General features: G+C 52.4%; 19 protein-coding genes. 9 read left to right on the top strand and 10 right to left on the bottom strand.

The features are described from left to right. The first annotated feature begins 81 nt into the window (after window positions 1-81). Window positions 82-576, top strand: a complete 495-nt coding sequence (locus BMX00_RS12630; RefSeq protein WP_090829376.1) for a hypothetical protein — start codon at window positions 82-84, stop codon at window positions 574-576. Between the two features lie 245 nt (window positions 577-821). Here BMX00_RS12630 and hpnA read toward each other — a convergent pair whose 3' ends face one another. The 4 genes from hpnA to BMX00_RS12610 all read right to left on the bottom strand — a co-directional run bounded on the left by hpnA (window position 822) and on the right by BMX00_RS12610 (window position 5,907). After that, entirely contained in the window at window positions 822-1,814 is a 993-nt protein-coding gene (gene hpnA / locus BMX00_RS12625) for a hopanoid-associated sugar epimerase (protein WP_245728062.1), read from the bottom strand. A gap of 161 nt (window positions 1,815-1,975) precedes the next feature. Next, a complete protein-coding gene (locus BMX00_RS12620; protein ID WP_090829375.1) occupies window positions 1,976-3,622 on the bottom strand; it encodes a MutS-related protein in 1,647 nt (548 codons plus the stop codon). A 128-nt stretch (window positions 3,623-3,750) separates the two neighbouring features. Continuing rightward, window positions 3,751-5,130 (bottom strand): TolC family outer membrane protein, encoded by a 1,380-nt coding sequence (locus BMX00_RS12615; RefSeq protein ID WP_245728061.1) that lies wholly within the window; start codon window positions 5,128-5,130, stop codon window positions 3,751-3,753. Window positions 5,131-5,241: 111 nt separating this feature from the next. Further along, the gene (locus tag BMX00_RS12610; protein WP_090829374.1) at window positions 5,242-5,907 is read right to left on the bottom strand and encodes a protein-L-isoaspartate O-methyltransferase family protein; all 666 of its coding nucleotides are present in this window, start codon (window positions 5,905-5,907) and stop codon (window positions 5,242-5,244) included. A gap of 218 nt (window positions 5,908-6,125) precedes the next feature. On the opposite strand from BMX00_RS12610, the gene thiC reads away from it, so the two are divergent. Beyond that, window positions 6,126-8,033 (top strand): phosphomethylpyrimidine synthase ThiC, encoded by a 1,908-nt coding sequence (thiC, locus tag BMX00_RS12605; protein WP_090829373.1) that lies wholly within the window; start codon window positions 6,126-6,128, stop codon window positions 8,031-8,033. A 296-nt stretch (window positions 8,034-8,329) separates the two neighbouring features. Further along, window positions 8,330-9,154: an undecaprenyl-diphosphate phosphatase gene (locus BMX00_RS12600; protein ID WP_090829372.1), complete on the top strand. Its 825-nt coding sequence runs from the start codon at window positions 8,330-8,332 to the stop codon at window positions 9,152-9,154. 64 nt (window positions 9,155-9,218) lie between these two features. Here BMX00_RS12600 and BMX00_RS12595 read toward each other — a convergent pair whose 3' ends face one another. Then, on the bottom strand, window positions 9,219-9,671 hold the full coding sequence (locus tag BMX00_RS12595) for a rhodanese-like domain-containing protein (RefSeq protein ID WP_090829371.1): 453 nt from the start codon (window positions 9,669-9,671) through the stop codon (window positions 9,219-9,221). A gap of 526 nt (window positions 9,672-10,197) precedes the next feature. Between BMX00_RS12595 and glnA the strand changes: the two genes are divergently transcribed. From glnA to BMX00_RS12580, 3 genes are all read left to right on the top strand, one after another. Then, window positions 10,198-11,607, top strand: coding sequence for a type I glutamate--ammonia ligase (gene glnA, locus BMX00_RS12590; RefSeq protein ID WP_090829370.1), 1,410 nt, complete (start codon window positions 10,198-10,200; stop codon window positions 11,605-11,607). 62 nt (window positions 11,608-11,669) lie between these two features. Then, the gene (locus BMX00_RS12585) at window positions 11,670-12,329 is read left to right on the top strand and encodes a tetratricopeptide repeat protein (protein WP_090829369.1); all 660 of its coding nucleotides are present in this window, start codon (window positions 11,670-11,672) and stop codon (window positions 12,327-12,329) included. Between the two features lie 151 nt (window positions 12,330-12,480). Further along, window positions 12,481-13,740: a putative Na+/H+ antiporter gene (locus BMX00_RS12580; protein ID WP_090829368.1), complete on the top strand. Its 1,260-nt coding sequence runs from the start codon at window positions 12,481-12,483 to the stop codon at window positions 13,738-13,740. A 181-nt stretch (window positions 13,741-13,921) separates the two neighbouring features. Here the strand turns inward: BMX00_RS12580 and BMX00_RS12575 are convergent, their stop codons facing one another. The 5 genes from BMX00_RS12575 to BMX00_RS12555 all read right to left on the bottom strand — a co-directional run bounded on the left by BMX00_RS12575 (window position 13,922) and on the right by BMX00_RS12555 (window position 21,328). Beyond that, window positions 13,922-14,224, bottom strand: a complete 303-nt coding sequence (locus tag BMX00_RS12575) for a LapA family protein (RefSeq protein WP_090829367.1) — start codon at window positions 14,222-14,224, stop codon at window positions 13,922-13,924. Between the two features lie 73 nt (window positions 14,225-14,297). Then, the gene (gene pbpG / locus BMX00_RS12570) at window positions 14,298-15,128 is read right to left on the bottom strand and encodes a D-alanyl-D-alanine endopeptidase (RefSeq protein WP_090829366.1); all 831 of its coding nucleotides are present in this window, start codon (window positions 15,126-15,128) and stop codon (window positions 14,298-14,300) included. 384 nt (window positions 15,129-15,512) lie between these two features. Then, the gene (locus BMX00_RS12565) at window positions 15,513-18,587 is read right to left on the bottom strand and encodes an EAL domain-containing protein (protein ID WP_090829365.1); all 3,075 of its coding nucleotides are present in this window, start codon (window positions 18,585-18,587) and stop codon (window positions 15,513-15,515) included. A 309-nt stretch (window positions 18,588-18,896) separates the two neighbouring features. After that, the gene (locus tag BMX00_RS12560; protein WP_090829364.1) at window positions 18,897-19,340 is read right to left on the bottom strand and encodes a response regulator; all 444 of its coding nucleotides are present in this window, start codon (window positions 19,338-19,340) and stop codon (window positions 18,897-18,899) included. A gap of 2 nt (window positions 19,341-19,342) precedes the next feature. Next, window positions 19,343-21,328: a PAS domain-containing sensor histidine kinase gene (locus BMX00_RS12555; protein ID WP_090829363.1), complete on the bottom strand. Its 1,986-nt coding sequence runs from the start codon at window positions 21,326-21,328 to the stop codon at window positions 19,343-19,345. 392 nt (window positions 21,329-21,720) lie between these two features. Here BMX00_RS12555 and BMX00_RS12550 point away from each other — a divergent pair, with 392 nt between their 5' ends. Genes BMX00_RS12550 through BMX00_RS12540 form a run of 3 tightly spaced genes read left to right on the top strand, consistent with a single transcriptional unit; the run spans window position 21,721 to window position 23,589 of the window. Next, window positions 21,721-22,359, top strand: a complete 639-nt coding sequence (locus BMX00_RS12550) for a MotA/TolQ/ExbB proton channel family protein (protein ID WP_090829362.1) — start codon at window positions 21,721-21,723, stop codon at window positions 22,357-22,359. Continuing rightward, window positions 22,356-22,757 carry an ExbD/TolR family protein gene (locus BMX00_RS12545; protein ID WP_090829361.1) on the top strand — a complete coding sequence of 134 codons (402 nt, stop codon included), beginning with the start codon at window positions 22,356-22,358 and terminating at the stop codon, window positions 22,755-22,757. Before BMX00_RS12550 ends, BMX00_RS12545 begins: the two co-directional genes overlap by 4 nt. Before the next feature lie 13 nt (window positions 22,758-22,770). Beyond that, window positions 22,771-23,589, top strand: coding sequence for a hypothetical protein (locus BMX00_RS12540; protein ID WP_090829360.1), 819 nt, complete (start codon window positions 22,771-22,773; stop codon window positions 23,587-23,589). Window positions 23,590-23,638 lie beyond the last annotated feature (49 nt).

The raw sequence follows: 23,638 nt of genomic DNA, 5'->3' as shown, positions 1-23,638 counted from the left end.
AGGATCAGGATTAAAATAGAAATTGTTTTACGGACCCTTGACCGAATTCAAGATTTTAGATATTTCGAGGAGAAACTTAGAATGGTTACGTTGCGAGTTGTTACCCTTCTCATCGGTGTCACATTAGCGGGAGTATCCATATTTGCTGCGGCGCATACCGAAGAATATTTCGACTCCAAGGAGTCCGCTCATGGTGGGCAAACGCGTATGGCCGGGCCTTATCATCTGGAGCTTGTCGCCAAGGACAAGGAAATCGTGCTCTACGTAATGGATCACGCCGACCAGGATCTCAGCACAGCAGGTGGCGCAGGCAAGGCCACGGTTCAAATCGGCAAGGCCAAGACCAAAACTTCGGTCAGGCTGGAACCGGCGGGAAGCAATATGCTTAAGGGAATCGGAGACTTCACGGTTACGCCCGAAACAGTGGTGACCGTATTCGTGGAACTGCCGGGGCAGGAAGCGACTGCTGCCCGCTTCGTTCCGCATAAATCCCAAGCCAAGCTTGCCATGAAGAATAAAGATGCCAAGCCACAAGCAGACGATGCTGGCGGACATCACCATCATACGCAGCACTGATAAAAGCTGGCGCTCCGTTAGCTGCTTGTATGGCGGAGCGCCATTTTCCATGGTGGTTGACCCGGCATTGTAAAACAAGCACTGAAAACCGGCGGGGACGATAAATGGGAAAGGATCAGATCATTTAACCTGATTCTCAACACAGCTCATTATTTTTAATTCCGATGCCCTTATTACAATGGATTGGAGTCCATTTTCCAAGCTGGGTTGGGAACTGAGGCTCCACTGAGAACCTATCCGCAGCATTAACCGCAATAACCATTAGCTTGAAACCAGCCCATCGCATCCTCAAGCGCCTCTTCCGCAGGGCGATATTTATAGCCCAGCTCCCGTACGGCCTTGTCGCTGGAATAGAACATCTTTTTTTCCGCCATACGTATACTGTCCACTGTCGCGCGCGGTTCAACATTCGTAACCATTGCCATTTTTTCCATCAGCCAGGCAGCCGGTAAAACCAGCTTTATGGGAAGATTGAGCCGCTTTGTTCGTTTGCCACGAATTCCGTCTATGGTCTGAAGTATTTGCAGCAGCGTCATGTTTTCGCCGCCTAGAATGTAACGCTCGCCTGGTTTTCCATGGGCGTAAGCCAGCAAATGGCCATGCGCAATATCATCGGCATGCGCCACGTTCAAACCGGTATTCACGTAGGCTGGCATCCGGTCGCACAGGGTATCGACAACGATGCGACCCGTTGGCGTGGGCTTGATGTCGCGCGGTCCTATCGGCGTCGACGGGTTTACAATGACCAGGGGCAGCTTATACTCATCGGTTATTTGTTGAACCATCTGTTCCGCCATGAACTTCGAGCGCTTGTAATGCCCCTTCATAGATCCCAGATTGGAGGGCGTCTTTTCGTTAGCGGGGACGCCATTCTGGCATGGTCCGAGTGTCGCCACGCTACTGGTATATATCATGCGGCGCATTCCGGCTTCGGCTGCGGCGAGTATGAGTGATTCGGTTCCCCTCACATTGATGTCATACATCGTATTCGGGTTTGGAACCCAAAGACGATAATCCGCTGCAACGTGGAATAAATTATCGCAACCAGTAACCGCGCGTTTTAGCGATGGGGCGGAGCGAAGATCCCCTTCTGAAATTTCGACCGGCAACTTGTCGAGATTCCGCCGATCGCTCCCCGGTCTGACAAGACACCGCACCTCATGCCCGGCACTCAACAAACAGCGCGCAACCGCCGAACCGACAAAACCATTCGCGCCAGTGACCAACGATTTCATCATCGTCGATTCCTATCCAGCTCCGGATTCTTTATGAAAAGCCTGTAAGTCATATTTAAAAATAGTACCGTGCGTGCAACCAGCGTCCGAAAAAACTCAGTAAGAAATACGCATGATTCGACTACGCCCTCAGTCCGAGCATATCGGAAAATAATTTTGCCGCATCACGCGCCCCGCGCCGCCAGGTGCTTTTCGATGTCCTCCTTGCTGAAACCCAGGGCGGCAGCTACACGGTCGGCATGGCTCACCCGTGATACGCCCGGAATCAGGCGATAAGTAGGACCTTGAGGCAGAAACTCGCCCTGCAGGTAGCGGCCCATTGCTTTTTCTTGTAAACGCTCACATAACTCGTGGTTGTGAGTCACAAGCAATGTGCTGGCTCCGAGCTTATAGAAGCCTGAGAGCACGTACTCGGAAAGCTCCATTTTTTCCTCGAAAGTGGTTCCCTCCGAAAGTTCGTCGAGCACGACAAGGCTGCGAGCGGTCGAATTGAAAAAAATCTCTTTCGTACGTTTCAGCTCATGCCCAAACCGCCCCATACCCTCATCAAGATGGCCCGGATCAGGTACTTGATAAAAGACTCGCTCCGCCAGAACCAGGCGCGCCGCAGCCGCAGGGATATAGCAACCGATCTGTCCCAATAACTGAATCTGGACCACTGTTTTGCAGTAGGCTGTCTTGCCGCCGCTATTCGGCCCCGTGATCACCAGCAGCCGCCCGGCATCATCAAGTAGTATATCGTTTGGCACGTAGTTGGGATTGGCGCGGGCAAGTATCGGGTTTCTGGCTTCTGTGACACTGATGAAGTGCCTTTCGCTTTCAAGTATTTCCGGTAGCGTCATGCCTCCGCCAAACGCCTTCGAATAACGATGAATGGACAGGATCTCATCGATCATGCCCAGCGTGTCCAGTACGCGCGCCAGTTCAGGACTGTGCTTGAATAGCCTGCGTAACGGATAAATGACGGAATCTCGGTCGGATGCGGCGATGGCAATCAGGAGAACGGGCAGAAGCGGCAGCGCCAGCACCAGTATCCCATACCCCAAGTAAGCAATGCCGAAGCTCGCTAGCAGACCCTGAAAGAAATAAAGGGCTCCGCCAATTGACGCCAGCGCAAACAACATGGGAAGAGGCTTGATCATGGACGGCTTGAAGCGCGGAAGAAACATATAAGATGGTTTTTCTTCGCGTGTCTTGAATTTTCCACCTGCAAGATAAACCGGCCCGCATATCAGAGAATAAATGCGCGAATTTTCGAAGTTGCGAATGGCGTCGAATAAATTCCGCAGATACTTGCTGTGCGGCTGAGGCAAGGCTTTCACGGTCTCCACCAGGTCAACCACAAAGTCAGTCCCATCGACGAACTGGTGGTATCCATAACCACTGAATTCCATCTCATCCTTTCCGGCTCTGGAACTGTCTATGGCCAGGCCGCCAATGAACGTGCCGTAGAGTAATTGGTAAAGCGACTGTTCCTGGCGCGCCATCGCATCGATAAACCGCTGTAGCGACTCCCGCAGGCTGGGGTTGGATTCCAGTTCGCGTACTGCCTCCTGTTTATCCCGTATGACTGAGGCATCAGTCCCAAGCCTGGCCAGTGAGCGATAAAGCACGCACTGCCCCACATGAGTGGCGGCAAGATTGATCGAATCGAATAATTGATCGGCTTCGACCGCGTCGAAGGTCTTCGCATCCAGTACGTTTTTATCGACGTCGGTAGGACGCATATCCCGAACACCTGCAAGCCGCTCGCCGGTGGAAAGAAGCGGCGGCTGAGCCCAGTACGCATCGGATACAGCTGGCTCCTTCATGGTCAGCCTTTAAATGGAGTGTAAACGCGCGACCTTCCCTTACAGAAAATCTAGCACTCAATCATTTGCGCGTCAAAGCGGCAGGGGAAAATCGGGTTTGAGAAACGTGCACTGGATATATCGAATATTTAGCGGGATATTTTTTCAAGCTCGGTATGTCGCAGAGGGTTTATCGCAACAGTATCCGATTTTTGCAGCAGTACATCGTTAATCTGTCGCAGATCATCCTCATCCAGTTCGCCGGCTTCGGCCTCCAGTCTCAACCTTGACATAAGCAGGTTATAACGCGCCTGGGCAAGATCCCGGCGGGCGGAAAAAAACAATTGCTGCGCATTCAGCACATCCACTTCGGTCCTGACTCCGACGTCCCGCCCAAGCCTGGTTGAGTCCAACTGGCTCTGGCTGGATACCACCGCTTGCTGCAATGCTTTCACCTGGGCCATGCCGTTGGTGACATTCAGATACTGTTGACTCACCAGCAGCACGCTGCTACGGCGCGTATTGTTCAGATCCTGGTGCACCCGCTCTTGATTAGCCAATGCTTCGCGTACACGCGACTGTACGGCGAACCCTTGAAATAAAGGCAGGTTTAGCTGAAGCCCAATTTCCCTGGAAGTCAAATTTATCCCTTGGCCGGTAATGGTTCCCCCCACGCCTTTCTGGTCGCTGTATATTGCAACCAGGTCCAGCGTTGGATAGTGTCCCGCCTTGGCGCGTTCCACGTCCTGTTTAGCAATATTGTAGACGGCTTGCTGAATCTTGAGAGTGAGGTTATTCTGTTCGGCCAGATTGATCCAATCCTCCATCCTCGGATGCTTCAGTGTGAGCAGATCGGAAGCTATTTCGTCCGGACGCACAAGGATATCCGGCATGCGTCCAATAATCTGCTGTAAGGCACGTCTGCGCACCTCCAGATCGTTTCTGGCGGCTATTTCCTGGGAGAGCGTCAAATCATAGCGTGCCTGTGCCTCATAGGTGTCTACAATAGTCGCAGTACCGACCTGAAAGTTGCGTTTGGCCAGCTCCAATTGCTCCGCAATGGCTTTTTTCTGGGCTTCCGCAACCTCTACATTTACCTGGGAGGTCAATATGTCGAAATAAGCCTGTGCCACGCGCAGGATCAGGTCCTGCGACGCCAGTATGAACTGTGAATCTGCTTGTGCAACCTGGAGCTTGGCCTGCTCGTATATAACGAAATTTTCCTTGCGATAGATCGGCTGGGTTGCGGTAATAGTCAAGCTCTGGTTATCGATGGTAACCTCAGGAGCTCCAATTCTATCAATCAATTGCCTGCGGCGCACTCCCGAGAATGTAAGCGTGGGAAGCAGTCCGGCTCGACCCTGAGGCAGCTTTTCCTGGGCTGCCTGGTATGCAGCGCGCGCTGAACTATACTGGGCATCCTGCTCCAGCGCTTCACGGTAAACCGCCATCAGGTCGGCCGCATGCACCGGAGCATGCGGTAACAAGCCGGCAATGAAAAACGTAAAAATGTATTGCGCGAGCTTCACTTTGAGGGACCGCCCCGCTCGCGGCAAGCCCGGATCACCGCCCGATTGAGCATAGGCATAAGCAATAGGTGAGCCAGCGTAATCCGAATTCGTACCAACTGGTCTGAAAAATCAAAAAACGAATCTCTCCGGCTGCTTGGCGTTTTTGAGCGGGGAAATGCAGGTCTCGAACAGACTGACAGTGTTATACAAGCCAGCTTTTTCCTCCTGTGCCACGCACGTGACGAGTATGGCTTCCATCACTGGCGCATCACCTCTTACTGCAAACAAACGACCGCCAGCCCGAAGGCTTCTTTGAAATGTTTCAGGTAAAACCGGAGTGGATCCCGTTAAAACGATGGCATCATAAGGCCCGTGCTGATGCCACCCGCACGCCGCATCGCCTATTTCGAGTGTCACGTTGTTAATGCCGTGCCTTTCCAGATTTTTTTCAGCCATGGCTTTCAGTTCGGGGACGATTTCCACGCTATAAACGTAGTCGCCTTTGCTGGCCAGCAGTGCGGTAAAGTAACCGCTGCCACTACCGATCTCTAAAATCCTGTCTGTCTTTTTTATCTGCAATTCCTGCAACATGCGCGCTTCGAGCTTGGGGGCAAGCATGACCTGGCCGTATCCCAACGGAATTTCCATGTCCACAAACGCGAGAGAGCGATAAGCCGCAGGGACGAATTCCTCGCGGCGCAGCTCGAACAACAATTTGAGAACTTCCTGGTCCAGCACATCCCATGGGCGAATTTGCTGTTCCACCATGTTAAAACGGCTTTGTTCGAGATCCATGTCCACCTTCCAGATAAATTGCCTTCGACGGACTTGCAATTATTCCACATTTCCATTAGCTTCACAGCAGTAGCGTGGTAAACCTCTGGACGAACCTCACACGGCGCGATGTCCGCGGACGGCTATTCATGGGTTTCTTACACCTGACATGGCTAATACCGCCGTAAGGAAGCTGGGTTTAGCTTCCCGCTCGTTTATGGCACTTAAAGGAACATTATATGAATGCAACAGTCTTTAACACGGCGCAATTTCCCTCCCCGTTTACGAGCAAAACGGCCCAGGTGGACGAAGCGGCAATAAAGCCTCTGCCTAAATCCCGCAAAGTCTATGTACAGGGTTCGCGTGCCGATATGCGTGTGCCAATGCGGGAAATCAGCCAGTCGGATACGCCCGCTGGCGCGGGAGCGGAAGCAAATCCGCCCATTTTTGTATATGACACATCGGGCCCTTATACTGATCCCGAGGTAAAAATAGATATCCGCTCCGGGTTGCCCCCCCTGCGCGAAAAGTGGATAGAAGAGCGCAACGACAGCGAAATCCTTTCCGGCCCTGCTTCCGCTTATGGCAAACAGCGGCTGGCCGATCCCAAGCTTGCGGAGATGCGCTTCAGTTTGAAGCGCCAGCCCCGCTGCGGCAGAGCGGGGTCAAACGTGACACAAATGCATTATGCCCGCAAGGGTATCATTACTCCCGAAATGGAGTACATCGCCATACGCGAAAACCAGCGGTGCGAGCATTTGAGCAAACAGCACCGGGAATTACTTACCCGCCAGCATCCCGGGAAGGATTTCGGCGCTTTTCTGCCTCAGCATATTACGCCTGAATTTGTACGCGATGAGGTGGCTCGAGGTCGTGCCATCATTCCGGTCAACATCAACCATCCCGAATCAGAACCCATGATCATCGGGCGCAATTTTCTAGTGAAAATTAATGCGAATATCGGGAATTCCGCACTTGGCTCGAGCATTCAGGAAGAAGTCGAAAAGATGACCTGGGCTATCCGCTGGGGCGGCGATACCGTAATGGATCTCTCCACCGGCAAAAATATTCATGAAACCCGTGAGTGGATCATCCGAAATAGTCCTGTTCCGATTGGTACGGTCCCCATTTATCAGGCATTGGAGAAAGTCAATGGCAAAGCGGAGGACCTCACCTGGGAGATTTTCCGCGATACCTTGATTGAACAGGCTGAACAGGGCGTGGACTACTTTACCATCCATGCGGGTGTGCGGCTCGCTTTTGTTCCAATGACAGCAAAGCGGCTGACCGGCATTGTTTCACGCGGCGGCTCCATTATGGCCAAGTGGTGCCTTGCGCACCACCGTGAAAGCTTTCTTTATACCCGCTTCGAGGAAATCTGCGAAATCATGAAGGCTTATGACGTCAGTTTTTCGCTTGGCGACGGGCTGCGTCCGGGCTCGATTTATGATGCAAATGATGAGGCCCAATTTGCTGAACTGAGAACGCTTGGGGAATTAACGCAGGTTGCTTGGAAGCACGACGTGCAGGTGATGATCGAGGGCCCCGGCCATGTTCCCATGCACCTCATCAAGGAGAATATGGATCTGCAATTGAAATACTGCGATGAGGCGCCTTTTTATACGCTGGGCCCGCTCACCATGGACATCGCGCCGGGATATGATCACATTACGTCCGCCATAGGCGCCGCGATGATCGGTTGGTACGGGACAGCGATGCTATGTTATGTGACGCCCAAGGAACACCTTGGCTTGCCTGATAAGGATGACGTGAAGGACGGTATCATCACCTATAAGATCGCGGCCCACGCGGCAGACCTGGCCAAGGGTCACCCCGGCGCACAAATCCGCGACAATGCGCTTTCCAAGGCCCGCTTCGAGTTCCGCTGGGAGGACCAGTTCAATCTCGGCCTCGATCCCGACAAGGCAAAACAATTTCATGATGAAACCTTGCCTCAGGAAGGCGCGAAACTCGCGCATTTCTGCTCCATGTGCGGACCTCATTTTTGCTCGATGAAAATCACTCAGGATGTACGCGACTTTGCCGCTAGCCAGGGTGTCAATGAAGATGATGCCTTGAAAAAGGGAATGGAAGAAAAAGCCTCCGAGTTCAAGGCAAGAGGAGCGGAAATTTATAGCAGGTTGTAATGCCAACATCGCCTATCAGCTACGGCCAATGCAGGCGCGCTGCCAGAGCCATCGGGCGGGTACGTGCGAGCGATTGCGCAATTTGTATCCCTGGGTACCTGCTCAAGCCTGACACCGCAATTCGTGCGATAATGTCGGAATAATAATTAATAATCAGACGGATGAGGGCCACCGGTAAATACCAAATCCTCATAAGACCTCTGAATACGACTGGATAATCCCGTTGCCTGGTAACCTCAGGATTTGCCTGCGTTCATTCATACCTGTCCAGCCCCAAATGGTTTCCGGATAAGCTCATGGACTGGTTTCTATTCCTCAAGGCTTTGATTCTCGGTATCGTAGAGGGTCTGACCGAATTTCTTCCGATCTCCTCTACCGGCCATCTCATCCTGGTAAGTGATTTGCTCGACTTCAATGATGAAAAAGGCAAGGTATTCACTATCGTCATCCAGCTCGGCGCAATCCTTGCAGTGTGCTGGGAATATCGTGTGAAGATCGGGAATGTGGTGTCGGATATCGGTTCTCGTCAGGACGCGAACCGCTTTGTGTTAAACCTTTTCATAGCATTTCTGCCCGCCGCCATTTTGGGCTTGTTGTTCATCAAGACCATCAAGCAACACCTTTTTCACCCGGTGCCCGTGGCAATGGCGTTTATTATTGGCGGAATCCTCATTCTCTGGGCTGAGCGCAGAAAGCATGTGGTGGATGTCGAGCGAGTGGAAGACATGGACTGGAAACATGCGCTCAAGGTTGGACTAATGCAGTGCCTTGCACTGATACCAGGCACTTCGCGCTCCGGTGCAACCATTATTGGCGGTCTTTTTTTTGGTTTATCCCGCAGGGCCGCCACGGAATTTTCTTTCTTTCTGGCAATTCCCATTATGTTCGCCGCCACGTTTTACGACCTTTACAAAAACCGCGATATCCTCCATTTCGGTGACGCGGGGGTATTTGCGATTGGCTTTATAGCGTCGTTCGTTAGCGCGCTGCTGGCCGTGCGGGGGTTATTGCGCTTTATCAGTCATCATGACTTCACCGTATTTGCATGGTATCGCATCGGGTTTGGGGTAATCGTGCTGATCACAGCTTATTCCGGCTTGGTTAAATGGTCGGCAGCCTGATCAAGGCGAAGTAGCACGCCACGCCGTAACCTCGGTATGTCATTCCCCGCGGTATTATTCCCAATTAACCCTGCACCCACGGCAATCCTGCTGCCTTCCAGCCGCCTTTGGTTCCTCTATGGCCAGTCGCATCCTTGTCGCCCTCAAAACCTTCGAGAACGTTGAAGCAGCCCGTATAACCCAGTTCGGTGGCGGTCGTGGCGGCCTGATGTGACCGCCCTCCGCTGCGGCAGATAAACATTACCAGTGATTCCTTGTCCACCTGGCTGGAAAGATAGTTCACAAACTCCGGGTTGTATCGCATGCCAGGATAGGATTGCCACTCAATTTCAACCGCGCCTGGAATTCGGCCCACCCAATCCAACTCAGCCCGGGAACGCACATCCACCAGTTTGGCGTCCGGCGCTTCCTGAAGCAGAGTAAGTGCTTCAGCGGGCAACAAAGCACCTTGATAGGGTAAATCCATTTCCTTGGCGCGTTGTTCGGCCCTGTCGAGTATCGCGGCGATAGTTTCCATATAAACTCTCGATAACGGTGAACGGAATATACAATGGTATTCCATTTTTCGGCCGGCGTATGGTTAAAATACCCAGGGGCTTTCGAAGAAACCGGCGAGCGAATCCATCATTACGGCACACTGCTTGTTCACGAAGACCTAGGTGGATCGCAATATATTTCGGCTCAATAGTGGATGGAAAAACGGTTGTGCTCCAGCATGTAAATTTCATCTTCGAATCAAGGTAGGGGCTTCGTCGCGTTCTTCGCGGATTACCGCTCTGAAAAAGAATTAATACTTTTTCCCCCCGCACTAATCCACGGAAACCCGTTGAGGTGCTCAAGGCTGGCGGCATTTCTAATGCCGTCTATCTGTTCGAGATTGAACGACCAGAAAGGCAAAGCCCCTGCATGGATTCGGCCGTCACCCGGCCGTCACCCTTAAGGTAATAGGGTAATGGCGGCGCTCCTGCTGATATAATGCTGTTTTCGATTATTCTCTTGTTATCTTTTATCGTACAACTGAAAGTCCTAGTCTGGAGATTAAAATGGCGGCAGCCGATGTTCTGAAAATGATCCAGGACAATGAAGTCAAATTTGTTGATCTGCGATTTACTGATACCCGAGGCAAGGAACAACACGTGACGCTCCCCGCTCATGCGGTTGACGCGGATAAGCTTGAGGACGGTCATGCGTTCGATGGTTCTTCCATTGCCGGCTGGAAAGGCGTTCAGGCGTCCGACATGCTGCTGATACCCGACCCAGACACCGCGAAAATGGATCCGTTCATGGATGAGGCTACGCTTTTTCTTACCTGTGACGTGGTAGAGCCCTCAGATGGGAAAGGCTATGATCGTGATCCACGCTCTTTGGCGAAGCGCGGTGAAGCTTACCTCAAATCGACCAGTATTGGTGATACCGCTTACTTCGGCCCGGAACCCGAATTTTTCATCTTTGATTCTGTAACCTGGCATGCCGACATGTCTGGTTGTTCGGTAAAAATTGAATCCGAGGAAGCGGCCTGGAGTTCCGGGAAGAAATATGAAGGCGGAAATATCGGACATCGCCCCGGCATAAAAGGCGGGTATTTTCCGGTCCCTCCGATCGATTCCTTGCATGACATTCGTTCCGCCATGTGCCTGGCCCTGGAAGAGATGGGTATCGAAGTCGAGGTGCATCATCATGAGGTCGCAACCGCGGGACAATGCGAAATCGGCACGAAATACAGCAGCCTTGTGAAGCGAGCCGATTGGACCCAGGTATTCAAGTATGTGGTGCACAACGTGGCGCACTCGTACGGTAAAACAGCGACCTTCATGCCGAAACCCATCGTCGGCGATAACGGTTCGGGAATGCACGTCCACCAGTCCATTTGGAAAGGAGGGCATAATCTGTTTTCCGGAAATGGTTATGGGGGACTTTCGGAAATGGCCCTGTTTTACATAGGAGGCATTATCAAACATGCGAAGGCGCTGAATGCGATAACCAACCCGGGTACCAATTCTTACAAGCGACTGGTCCCCGGCTTTGAAGCGCCGATCAATCTCGCTTACTCGGTCAGCAACCGTTCCGCAGCAGTACGTATTCCCTATGCGAATAGCCCCAAGGGGCGGCGCATCGAGGTCCGGTTTCCTGATCCGACCGCGAATCCCTACCTCATGTTCACCGCACTGATGATGGCAGGACTCGATGGCATCCAGAACAAGATTCATCCAGGCGATCCCATGGACAAAAATCTCTACGACCTTCCTGCTGAAGAAGCCGCCCGGATTCCAAACCCTTGCGCTTCGCTGGAAGAAGCGCTGAGCAGCCTGGACAAGGACCGTGATTTTCTGACACGCGGCGGCGTGTTTTCAAATGATATGATAAACGGTTATATCGAACTCAAGATGGAGGAGGTTACGCGCTTTCGGATGACCACGCATCCGGTCGAGTTTGATATGTACTACAGCCTGTGAGAATCATTTTTTTCCATGCCTGTTGCGGAGCCAGCCTGGCAGAATACTGGACATAATACGCGATGAAAATTTTGTTCGTTACATTGCTCGCTGTACCCCTGCTCATGCTTGCAGGGTGCGGTGAGAAATCTCCCGGGACCGCTGCCAAAACCGAAAAACAGATCAAGATTCCGGATGAATTTACCTCTGAGAAGCAAATTCCGTCGGTACTGGAGAATGAGTTAACGCCAGAAGAAAAAGCGGCGCTGATAAATCAGATCATGCCCTCGGCAGCGAACGAACCAACGCCGGAAGAAAAATTCGTTAAATTAAGGCAGGACGCGGAAAGTGGGGACGCCAAGGCACAAAATGGCCTCGGCGTGATGTACTACACAGGGGAAGCCATATCCAAGGATGCGTCAGGCAAGACCCTGAGCAATGACCCGGAGAAGGCCGCGGCGTGGTTTCACCGGTCTGCGGCCCAGGGATATGCCGACGCACAATTCAACCTCGGATTGCTATACGCCAACGGAGAAGGCGTGCCGAAAGATTCCGCCAAAGCGGTAGAGTTGTTTAAAAAAGCTGCCGATCAAGGAAATGCCGACGCGCAAAATAACCTCGGCGTAATGTATTACTCGGGTGAAGGTGTTCCCAACGATGCGGCCAAGGCAAAGGAATGGTTCAAGAAAGCGGCCGCGCAGGGTAATGCTGATGCACAGGCAAACCTCGATGCGATGAAATAGAACCATTTTCCAGCTAAAACCCATCCGAGCTCGCTGACAAGCAGGGAAGCGGTTCGAGATACGTTCTTTCAAACCTTCGGATTCAGCACTTGAATCTGAAGATGCTTCCCAGCGCCATCCTAAATCCGCATAGGCTCATCCACATAAAAGAATGGACCCCGTTCCTATCGAAATTATTGGTGCAGCCCTGTTCGGAATCGCGCTGATTCATACTTTTTCGACAAAGTTCTTCGAGCATCTTGCACACGTTCACCCGGCACACGCGGGTATATGGCATTTTCTGGGCGAAGTCGAGGTCGTTTTTGGCTTCTGGGCAATGGTACTGATCGTCGCGATGCTGGTCATGGACGGAAAGCAAACCGCCGTCGCGTATCTCAATCAGCAGAGTTTTACCGAACCAATGTTCGTGTTTGCAATCATGGTCATTTCGGGCAGCCGCCCGATTCTGCAACTCGCCATGCTTTGCGTCAAAATGCTCGCGCGGCTCATTCCCTGGCCGGATGGAAAGGCTTTTTATTTCATAACGCTGTCGTTCGTTCCCCTGTTGGGTTCCTTCATCACCGAGCCGGCAGCCATGACCTTGGCCGGCTTGATTCTGCTCGAGCGCTTATACTCCCGGAAGGATATTTCCGTCCGGCTCAAATACGTCACCCTCGGCGTGCTGTTCGTCAATATTTCGATAGGCGGAACGATGACATCGTTCGCGGCGCCTCCCGTGCTCATGGTGGCCGGCAAGTGGGGATGGGACACGGCCTTTATGTTTAGCGCCTTCGGCTGGAAAGCCGCCCTCGCAGTAATAATCAACGCTCTGGCGGCCACTTTGCTGTTTCAGAGCGAATTGTCGAAAATCAAAAACCAGGAAAACGGGCTATCCGCCGCAGTGCCACTCCCGGTAGCGCTTGTGCATCTCGCCTTTCTGATTGGCGTAGTGATATTTGCTCATCATCCCGTCGTCTTTATCGGATTGCTCCTCTTCTTCATCGGCTTTACCCAGGCATATGAACGCTACCAGGACCGTCTCATCCTGCGCGAGGGATTAATGGTTGCGTTCTTTCTCGCTGGCTTGATCGTTCTTGGAGGGCAGCAGAAGTGGTGGCTGCAGCCCATGCTGGCGGGAATGGACAGTACCACGCTCTTTTTCGGCGCGACGCTCCTTACAGCGGTGACCGACAATGCAGCGCTGACTTACCTGGGGTCTCTTCTGGAAGGGACGAGCGCCGAATTCCGGTATTCGCTCGTTGCCGGAGCTGTTACTGGCGGGGGGTTGACTGTGATTGCCAATGCTCCAAACCCGGCAGGCTTCGCTCTGCTCAAAAGATCATTCAGGGATGAAGCCATTCATCCTTTAGGCCTGTTGGCAGCCGCGTTGCCGCCGACAGTTGTTGCTATTCTTGCGTTTCAGCTGCTCTAAATGAACACCCTCAGAACAGTGAATTTTGTTCGAAAGGTCTATTGGTCCGCGCATAAGGGATATATAAGTCCCAGATATTATGAACGTTACCGGCGGCAACGGTGCTGCCGTAGCGTGCAAAGCACGCCATCCGTTGGTTGGACCGTCACCCCTGAACCGCCGTGTTCAGTATTCTTTTCTGTCAGAAATCTGATGCGGCCGACGGCGAATCCTTCTTCAGTTTGCGCAAATTGTCATTCTCGGCACGCAAGGCTTCAACCTGTTTACGCAACCGGCTAATCGAGATGCGTTCACGCAACATCGTTGGGACCGTTACCAATGCGCCGATAAGAGCGCCCAGGCTAAAACATGCGGCAATCACCGTGGCAAGCGAAGCATCAACTCGCCATAGAAAAAATACGACGCTTACGGCCACAGCATTCTGAACCGCGAACACGACAATCAGAAAGACGATAATGAACGCGGCAACCAACTGTAACGGCATGACAATTCCACCAGGCGATCGTTAGCTCCAAACAGAAAAGCGATTTATCCGGAGGGCGCGCAGAACTGGAGGATTAGCCGCGAACTTTACGAGCGAAACCCGTCTCCATCCATTTTTTTATACGGTTGGCATCGCCGAGGCGGGTGTTTTTACCCCAGGAATCGAGTAACACAATAATGACCGGCTTCCCCGTTATTTTCGCCTGCATGACGAGACATCTTCCGGCCTCGCTGAGAAAACCGGTCTTTGACACGCCTATATCCCAGTTGCTGCTACTCACCAGATTATTGGAATTGACGAATTGCAGGCTGCGGTCTTCATCTCCAAATATTACGGCGTGCTTCGCAGTTGTTGAGAATTCACGAATGATGTCGTAATCCTCGGCCGCATCCACAAGCTTGGCCAGATCTCGTGCTGTGGAGACATTTGCACTATTCAACCCCGTCGAATCAACGAAGTAACTGTTACCCATGCCAAGTTCAAAGGCTTTGCGGTTCATTGCTTCCACGAAAGCGCCTATGCCTCCGGGATAGGTGCGCCCGAGCGCCGCGGCGGCACGATTCTCGGAAGACATCAGTGCCAATCGCAGCATGTCTCGCCGCGAAAGGCTCGAACCCACCCGCAAGCGAGAACGGGTATTCTTGAGAATATCTACGTCGCCATCTTCAATGAAAATTTGATCAGTCAGAGGCAAGTTGGCATCGAGCACAACGATCGCTGTCATGAGCTTCGTAATGGAAGCGATCGGCATGATGGCATCTGCATTCTTATGGAAAAGAATGCGCCCATGCTCCGCATCCAGAATCAGCGCAGCCTGCGATCTCAGATTCAATCCGCCCGGCTGTGCTGAAGCACAGCCGATAAATGCAAATATTACGCAAGCCGCAAGGATAATTTTTTTCATTATCTTATCCCTTGGAGAAATTCATCCGCCCCCCGCGGACCGGGATTCGCAAAATCAGGAAATTCTGAACAGGTTTCATGAACTGTGGAGCCCTTGCTCAGCGGGCATTAAGTTAACAAATAACGGCGGATAGTGGAAGAACTTTATTCGATTGTTGCGCAATCAACATCGGCGGTGCGCCGGCGAATCCAGCGCGTTGCTATTATTGGAGAATCTCCGGATGAGTCCCGACCTTGCCCGGCTCAGCCATCTACTCGTTTCCCGTCCGACGCCTGCGCGCGAAAAACCGCTGCGCGTTGTTTATATTGTCAGGCTTGACACTCGTTGCAGCCGCGTTGCAATCGGATTATCCACGTGCCCCTGCGGGGAACCGTGCGAGGCCTCTTAAAATGCCGGCAATCGGTATCCTTCAATAAGTGCTTGCGAGACAGTTTCGAGCGGTAGAGGCCGAGAGAAGTAAAAACCTTGCATCTCGTCGCAACCGTTCTCTATCAGAAAGTGCAGTTGAGCCTTGGTTTCCACCCCTTCTGCTACGACTTTCAACCCCAAGCTGTGCGCAAGCTTGATCATTGCCACAGTAATGGTCGCATCGTCCGGATCTGTCGTAACGTCCCGGATAAATGTACGATCTATTTTGAGTACGTCAAGCGGAAATCGCTTGAGGTAAGCCAGGCTGGAATAACCGGTCCCGAAATCATCCATGGATATTTGTACACCGAAGGACTTCAGGTTCTGGAGTGCATTCGTGGCCGTTTCGGCTTCTTTCATCAGGACTGACTCGGTCAGCTCAAACTCCAGCAGACGGGGATCAATGTCGGTGACTTTCAGAGTCTTCCCAATGATGGCATCAAGGTCCTGCTGTTGGAACTGCCGAGCGGAAAGATTGATCGATATGGGATAAGGAGCCAAGCCTTGGTCCTGCCATTTCCGGATCTGCTCACAGACAGTTCGCACTACCCATTCTCCAACCGATACAATCAAACCGGTATCCTCAAGGACAGAGATAAATTGGAGTGGCGGCACGAGCCCATGCGCGGGATGCTGCCAGCGCAACAGCGCTTCGAAACCGGTGATCTTGCCGGTTATCAAACTTGCCTTCGGCTGATAATGCAGTATAAATTCCTGCCGCGCCAGCGCGCCACGGAGCTGCGTTTCCAATTTCAGGCGAGCGACAGCGCGTTCGTTCATCTGTGGAAGATAGAACTGGTAGATTGCGGGACCCTGTTCTTTAGCCTGAAACATCGCAGTATCAGCGTTTTTCAGCAAGCTACCCGCATCCGTACCATCTCCGGGATAGATGCTGATGCCGACGCTCGCAGAAATATAGATTTCCTGCCCGTCAAGCTCGAACAGCAGCGATAGGGCAGTAATTATTTTTTCTGCAACCATCGTTGCATCTTCGGCCTGGGCCAGACTGGAAAGAATGAAAGCGAACTCGTCCCCCCCCAGACGGGCGACCGTATCGCCTGAACGCACGCACTGCCGGAGTCTTTGCGCAACCTGAACCAGCAATTTGTCGCCCATGCTGTGACCCATGGTATCGTTGACGATCTTGAAGCGATCGAGATCGACAAATACCACGGCAATTCGACCCTTGCTGCGTTTGGCATGCTGCATCGCCTGGTTGAGGCGATCGAGAAATAGGCTCCGATTGGGCAGTTCGGTCAGTGGGTCGAACTGCGCCAAATAAGTGAGCCGCTCCTCTGTGGTTTTTCTGTCTATCGCGGTCGCAAGAATGTTGGCGAGTCCCTGCAAAAAATCAACACAGCTCGGGGTAAAACGGTGGGCATCGCGGGAATAAGCTCCTAATACACCATAGGGTCCACCCGCCCCGGAAATAAGCACATTGGCGGCACTCCGTATTCCATGTTTCGTGAGAATGGCCGAAGGCTTGAAGCGAACCTCGGAGTGAAAATCCCCCACTATGACGGATCGGTGACTCGCGAGAACAAAACGGTTCTGCGTATTCTCGTAGGTGGCGGCTATATGGCGGCCTATCCAGCCGTCTTTCCACCCCGCCCCTGCCTTAAGTATGAAACGACTATTATCCGACGCAAGCTGAAGCACTTTGCAGAAGCCGACATTGAGGCCTTGTAAGACCATCACCGCTGCTTGATCCCATAGCTCATCAATATTCAAATTGGCCAGTGCCTGCTGTCCGAATGCCGCAATGAGACCCTGCTGTTTCGCATGTCGCTGGATTGCCAATTCAGTCTGCTTGCGCTTGGTGATATCGATGGCAGTACCTACGATTCTCAATTCATCACCGTTTGTACTCCATCTCACCGCTTTGGCGATATGCAGATGACGCACCGTTTCATGTCCACGCAGGATTCGGAAATCCAGTTGCCCGCCACCATCCTCCTTGCTGATTTTTTTAAGCTGTGCCTCCTGCTCGGCCAGATCGTCAGGATGAATATAGGATTTCCAGGTCTCATAAGTAACCAGGCTACCGCGACGTGCGCCGAATATGTTGTACATGCGGTCATCCCAGATCATCTTGTTGGTAACGGGGTTCCACTCCCATATGCCCATTGCGGCCGCCTCGGTGGCTAGAGCAAGTCGAGTTCTTTCTTCCAGCAAGACCCTCTCCCTCCGAGATGTTTCGGCTCTAAGCCAGGCGTTTTCAATAACAGTGGATAAACGCTGCAGGTAACCATTACCCTTCACTACATAGTCAGCCGCTCCCAGCTTGAGAGACTGCCGCGCAATCTCTTCGTCTCCATGCTCGGTGATTAGAATGATAGGAAGGTCCAGCCCGCGGACCTGGCACAGTTCTTTTAAAATATCGGTGATGGAAGGTCCGGGTAAGCGATAATCAAGTAGAAGAACGTCGACGGTGGCCTGTGGACTCTGCGCCTCCAGGCGTTGAAACACCTGCCCGGCTGTCCGCAGTGATTCAATACGGAGGTGCGGAGCAATGGAAGCCAATTCCCTTTTTGCAAGATCGATATCATGGGCGTTGGGTTCGACATACAGGACCCGTAGTGGCGCGGCTCGCCGGCTGGTTTCCGTATGAAATTTATCCAGCGCGGCACGCAGTACGAGGGCCAGGGTCTCATGGAAATTATGACGTTTTATGACGTAATCATCGGCGCCCGCCTGGAGCAGCGCCAGTGCCTCTTCGCTGCCAGATGAGGTGAGCACCACCACCGGTAACGGCAGATGCTGACTGCGGACCTCAGCCAACAGAGTTGTCCCGCTTCCATCCGGCAGATTAAGATCGGTCAGGACGAGATCATAGCGAGGACAACTGTTCCCATCCGCCGAAGCAGATGGTGGTTCGGCTGCTGTCGATTGCAGACCGGTTCCATAAATCTCCTCGAACAGTTTAATCTTTGCCAGTGCCTCGGTCAGCGTACACGCTATATCCAACTGCATATCGGGCGCACGCTTTCGTAGTTCGGTTCGCACGAGATCGGCGTCTTGTGCGTTATCCTCCAGGTAGAGAATTTTCATTCACGGAATCTCCGAATGAGACCCCGGCAGCCACGGCAGGGGTATCCCGGCTGCTGACCGATCAGCGTTCCTGCGTATGGGTTCCCAAGAAGCCCGACTACATCGATTGTCCGGCGATTTCCCCCCCATCAGATGGGAGCAAAATCGGGCGCTCACTGCGGGATTTCTCCAGTATCGCTATTAATATAGGGGTGCGAGGCGCGGTCTTTGCGGTGCGCCTTGTCATCATTTGATTTTTGCCAGCTCATTGCCAACTCGTTTGCCAACTCATTTGCCAACTCATTTGCCAACTGAGCGTTGCACTGACTCTCATTCAGAGGTCCGCGACTTGGAAAAGCAGTGCATGTTGAGAACTGTCCAATAAAGCTCAATTTGTCTGGCTACATCGATAAATTTCTCAAAATCCACCGGCTTCACAATATAGGAGTTTGCGCCAAGCGAATAGGCTTCATGAATATCACGGTCCTCGGCAGAAGATGTGAGAACGACCACGGGGACAGTTCCAAAAGTGGGATGCGCCCGAATAATTCGCAAGACTTCCAGCCCATCCACCTTGGGTAATTTTAAATCGAGCAATATGAGGGAAGGCACAGGCTCCCCTGCTTTCCATCCGGCAAGAAAGTCGAGCGCCTCCTGCCCATCGCGCGCCACCTGGAGCGGATTGGTCAAATTATGACGAACGAAGGCGCGCCGCGTGAGATCCACGTCCATCGGGTTGTCTTCGATTAGAAAAATTGGCGACGTTATATTCATGATTAAATCCTGGCTGAACCGTGAATACTGGTTGAATTAACGGATAAGATGGGTTTAGCAAGAGGTAATTGCAGAAAAAAAACCGCTCCATCGCCCACCTTGCTTTCCGCCCAAACCTGACCTCCCATCCGTTCCATGGCTTTATGAACCATCGCGAGGCCGATACCGGTGCCTGGATATTCTTCGGCACGATGGAGGCGCTGAAATATCTTAAAAATTTTGTCGTAAAATCGCATGTCAAACCCAATCCCATTGTCGCGCACGGAAATAACACAGTGTTCACCCATTTCTCGTGCAAGGATTTCCACGGCCGGTACAGGAGCATACCGAGAAAACTTGACGGCATTATCGATCAGGTTGCGCAACGCTATCGCGAGACCATCCGAATCCGCCGTAATGTGGCACTCATCGACATTGACAGAGAACCGTACATTTTCAGTAGTGTCGCGGCATTGATCCAATAAATCGAAAACAAAGCTGGAAAGCTCTACGATCGTTGCGGATAACTTTCTCCGTTCGAGCTTCGAATATGCGAGCAGATCTTCAATCAGCTGTGTCATATTTTTCGTTGCCGTCCGCACATTTCTTAAGAAGCTCCGGCCCTCTTCATCCAATTGTTCGTGATAACACTCCAGTAAAAGGCGGCTGTAACCATCTATTCCTCGCAGCGGCGCCCTAAGATCATGGGAAACGGAATAGCAAAAATTTTCCAGCTCCTTGCTCTTGGCTAGAAGCTGAGCAGTGCGCTGATCAACTTTTGACTCGAGATTCATCTTTGCATCGCGCAAAGCTTCGTCAGCCTGTTTACGATCGGTAATATCTCTAATGGTCAGGAACGCCAGCCCGTTGCTTTCGTCGTATTGAGAAACCGCTCCGGAATAATTGAAAATACGCTCCCAGTCCCTATCCATACGTCTGATGCGTAGCTCTACATCGTGCAAATGCTCACCTCGAAGAATGCGATTGAACGGCCACTCATCAAAAGGCAGAACAAATCCCTCAATGGTAGCCAGCTCATAGATTTGCATAAAGTCGTGAAGACCGAGCCGTACTTCTTCCGGATTACGGATGTCATGCATCTTAAGCGCCGCCGGGTTCCAGTACAGCAGTTGGCGTGCAGAATCCGATACGATGAGACCTTCGCTCATATTCTCCATCACTACCTGGAGCCGTTTTTCTGTTTCGCGTCGGGCTTTCTCCTCGAGCCTCTGCTCATTTACATCCGTATTGCTACCAAACCACTGTACTATATGGCCTTCTGCATCCCTTAGCGGTTCAGCCCGTGTCAGGAATATTCGAAAGTTTCCATCGGCGCCGCGCAAAGGAAACTCCATATCGAACGCTTGCCCAGCGGCTGTTGCATCTGCCCACTTTCTCAGAACTTTCGGAAGGAGTTCGGGATCGTGCACTTTCTGCCAACCCCAGCCGAGCATATCTTCTGGCGTTGTGCCTGTGTAATCGAACCAGCGCTGGTTGTACCAGGATCGCGAGCCGTTGGTTTCAGCTACCCACGTTAACTGGGGAATGGTATTGATCATGGCGCGGAACCGCGCCTCGCTTTGCTGCAACGCTACCTCTGAGCGACGGCGGGCAGTAATATCCAGAACGATCGTCAAAAATTCCCCGGGATCCGGCTGCACAAATAGCTGCAAATGAATTTCCACAGGATAGACCGTGCCGTCAGCGCGCAGGTGCATAGTCTCGAAAGTCAAAACTTCTTGCTCATCATTAATGAGCGGTTTGGCACAGGCCCGGAACGATACCTCGTCAAATTCCGGCATGATGTCCAGCGCCTTCATCATAAAAAACGCTTCTCTGTGATAGCCCAGGTTGCGCTGGGCACCCATGCTAACGTGCTTGAAACGCAAGGTTTGCGCGTCAAAAATATAAATTTCAGTCAAACTCTGCTCAAGAACGGCGGGAAACTGCTTGTCCAGCTTATCGACCATAAGTTCGGTGGCGTTTGTGGTCATCTCAGGGATGCCCATAATTCCTCCAGCGTCATTTTTAACCGTAAATTTCGTTAAAAAACTTAAAAAGCTGAGCCGAATTGCGCAGCCATAACAGAGCTATGAAACCTTAAAATGGTAGAAGTGCATAGCTGTAAAATCTTACAGGTGGGAAATCGGAAGGTTTTGCCTCGAGGAATACAGGACCAGCTCATAACTGAAAGAACTACACGTGCCCCTTATCTCGCGGGCAGAATTTCCCAGCCCTGACAAGCTAAAATCGACGCTACAGGATGGGTGCGGCTAGCCCATCCTGTTTATTTGATGCGTTGTGCCGAACCACCTGCCACGCTGTAAATAAATAGGGTTTAATTGGTAAATCAATTTTTAACCAGAAAAAGGGGTGATACCTGCCCCGTTCGGAGATAAACATGCAAGAACTCAATGCAACCTGGACCGCGCTGAAACTCGGCGGATTTATCATTTTGCCGTTATCGTTGCTGGCGGTCGTCGCGTTGGCCATCATGCTCGAGAAGGCGTTCGTCTACTGGCGCTTCGCCCGCCTGTCGCACGACTTGCTGAACCTCGTCGAGACCTACGGGTTCGCCTGGGCCGATCTGGAAAAAATTCTTTCAGGGCTGGACGAACGGCATTATTACAAGCGGTTCTTCGAGGTGGTCATCAGTAACCGTCATCGACCATCATGGTGGACCGAATCTCGTGCAGCCGATGAGGCTCAACTGATCGAAACCTCGCTTGCCCGCAGGCTATGGGTGCTGGAAACAATCGTTACCGCAGCGCCCCTGCTCGGACTCGTCGGAACCGTCGTAGGGATGATGCGAGCCTTCCAGGTAATCGGCAGTCAGGGCGTCGTCAACCCTACAGCGGTAACGGGAGGCGTGGCCGAAGCGCTCATTGCAACCGTGGTTGGCTTGGTCATCGCTTTGGTTGCCCTGTTCGGATTCAATTATTTTTCGCGTTTGCAATCCCAAACAATGGACGAGATGGAACGGCTTGGCACGCGTCTGATCGACCATATCCGCCTCGACCAGGAGGGTGTTCGATCATGAAACTGCGTAAGCCCAGGGTTTTTCGCAAGGGGCGAATCGAAATCATCCCGATGATCGATGTGATGTTTTTCCTGCTTGCAACGTTCATGCTGGCTTCATTATCCATGCAAAACCTCGACTCCCTGCAGGTGAATCTGCCTCAGGGCCAGGCCGAGAAGCTCAATACCAAAGCACCGGTAACCCTAACACTGACAAACGACAGCAAAATTTTTGTTAACCGTACACCCGTCACATTGGAGACGCTCGCTGAGACGCTCAAACCATTACTTCAGGATTCCGACCAGAAATTGGTCGTATCCGCTGATAACGATGCGCCACAAGGAATGGTCGTGCAGGCCATGTTGCGGGCCCGGTCCGCTGGTGCGCAGCACTTCCTGATTGCGGTTAAACATCAGTAAATACACCGCACGCATGGTCAAATCGAGGTCGAGGGAGGTTCAAGTCTGGTGGCCTTTGCCGCTGGCAGCCGCCATCTGGTTGATTATTATCTGGGCATTCGGATTTTTTCTGACCGCTCCGAAAATTGAAACTAACGCTCCGCCTCCGATCGAAGCAAGCTTCGTGGAACTGCCTGAGGAAAAGCCTGTACAAAAATCGGCGCCGGTTCCCCAGAAAAGCACAAAGGCGCCGCCTAGCCCCAGACCTCAGCCACGTCTGGGCGTTAACGAGCCCAAACCGGCAAAACCCTCATCCCAAAAAGGCGCTCCGAAGGACGAAACGCCGTCAACGCTTGCGCGCACCCCGCCCACAGCTCCCAAAGACCTAACGGCCTACATGAACGAAACCCGGGAGCGCCGCCGTGCTGGAGGGATTTTCCAAGATGAGCCGGCAGAACCGAAAAATGTCGAGCGCGAGCCATCGGAGGAAGAGCTCAGGATGGCCAACGTCAAACGCAACCTTCGCGAACCCGGCGCAACCGGCATATTTCAAATTACGCGGATGGGACCGCGCACCGCCCAGTTTTTGTTTCGCGCCTGGAGAATGGATAGCAGCAATCCCCGGCGCGAAGTAATTGAAGTCACTGCCGGACCGGATGGCGACATACACCGCGCGGTCGCCCGGAAAATGATCGAACTGATCCGGGAATATCACAAAGGTGATTTTAACTGGGAGTCGTTCCGGCTCGATCGCGTGGTTGTCCTGTCGGCACGCCTTGAAGACAGTAAAGGAGTTGAAGATTTCCTGATACGCGAGTTTTTTGGCGAAACCGCCGCGCCGCTTCCACGATAGGGATGGGTGTTCGACAGGCTCGATCTGACGACATTCAGCGATCGTTGCC

Source organism: Nitrosovibrio tenuis, assembly GCF_900109785.1.
In the GTDB taxonomy this organism is placed as follows: domain Bacteria; phylum Pseudomonadota; class Gammaproteobacteria; order Burkholderiales; family Nitrosomonadaceae; genus Nitrosospira; species Nitrosospira tenuis_A.
The sequence above is the reverse complement of the archived record's forward strand: the minus strand, read 5'-3'. Positions and strand labels throughout refer to the sequence as shown.

What these genes read in the sequence shown, in the direction of transcription:
- BMX00_RS12550 (WP_090829362.1), top strand. Translation starts at nt 21,721, where the DNA reads ATGCAAGAACTCAATGCAACCTGGACCGCGCTGAAACTCGGCGGATTT.
- BMX00_RS12610 (WP_090829374.1), bottom strand. Translation starts at nt 5,907, where the DNA reads ATGGATCTCGAACAAAGCCGTTTTAACATGGTGGAACAGCAAATTCGC.
- hpnA (WP_245728062.1), bottom strand. Translation starts at nt 1,814, where the DNA reads ATGATGAAATCGTTGGTCACTGGCGCGAATGGTTTTGTCGGTTCGGCG.
- BMX00_RS12595 (WP_090829371.1), bottom strand. Translation starts at nt 9,671, where the DNA reads ATGGAAACTATCGCCGCGATACTCGACAGGGCCGAACAACGCGCCAAG.
- glnA (WP_090829370.1), top strand. Translation starts at nt 10,198, where the DNA reads ATGGCGGCAGCCGATGTTCTGAAAATGATCCAGGACAATGAAGTCAAA.
- BMX00_RS12585 (WP_090829369.1), top strand. Translation starts at nt 11,670, where the DNA reads ATGAAAATTTTGTTCGTTACATTGCTCGCTGTACCCCTGCTCATGCTT.
- BMX00_RS12620 (WP_090829375.1), bottom strand. Translation starts at nt 3,622, where the DNA reads ATGAAGGAGCCAGCTGTATCCGATGCGTACTGGGCTCAGCCGCCGCTT.
- BMX00_RS12575 (WP_090829367.1), bottom strand. Translation starts at nt 14,224, where the DNA reads ATGCCGTTACAGTTGGTTGCCGCGTTCATTATCGTCTTTCTGATTGTC.
- BMX00_RS12565 (WP_090829365.1), bottom strand. Translation starts at nt 18,587, where the DNA reads ATGAAAATTCTCTACCTGGAGGATAACGCACAAGACGCCGATCTCGTG.
- pbpG (WP_090829366.1), bottom strand. Translation starts at nt 15,128, where the DNA reads ATGAAAAAAATTATCCTTGCGGCTTGCGTAATATTTGCATTTATCGGC.
- BMX00_RS12545 (WP_090829361.1), top strand. Translation starts at nt 22,356, where the DNA reads ATGAAACTGCGTAAGCCCAGGGTTTTTCGCAAGGGGCGAATCGAAATC.
- BMX00_RS12560 (WP_090829364.1), bottom strand. Translation starts at nt 19,340, where the DNA reads ATGAATATAACGTCGCCAATTTTTCTAATCGAAGACAACCCGATGGAC.
- thiC (WP_090829373.1), top strand. Translation starts at nt 6,126, where the DNA reads ATGAATGCAACAGTCTTTAACACGGCGCAATTTCCCTCCCCGTTTACG.
- BMX00_RS12555 (WP_090829363.1), bottom strand. Translation starts at nt 21,328, where the DNA reads ATGGGCATCCCTGAGATGACCACAAACGCCACCGAACTTATGGTCGAT.
- BMX00_RS12540 (WP_090829360.1), top strand. Translation starts at nt 22,771, where the DNA reads ATGGTCAAATCGAGGTCGAGGGAGGTTCAAGTCTGGTGGCCTTTGCCG.
- BMX00_RS12580 (WP_090829368.1), top strand. Translation starts at nt 12,481, where the DNA reads ATGGACCCCGTTCCTATCGAAATTATTGGTGCAGCCCTGTTCGGAATC.
- BMX00_RS12600 (WP_090829372.1), top strand. Translation starts at nt 8,330, where the DNA reads ATGGACTGGTTTCTATTCCTCAAGGCTTTGATTCTCGGTATCGTAGAG.
- BMX00_RS12630 (WP_090829376.1), top strand. Translation starts at nt 82, where the DNA reads ATGGTTACGTTGCGAGTTGTTACCCTTCTCATCGGTGTCACATTAGCG.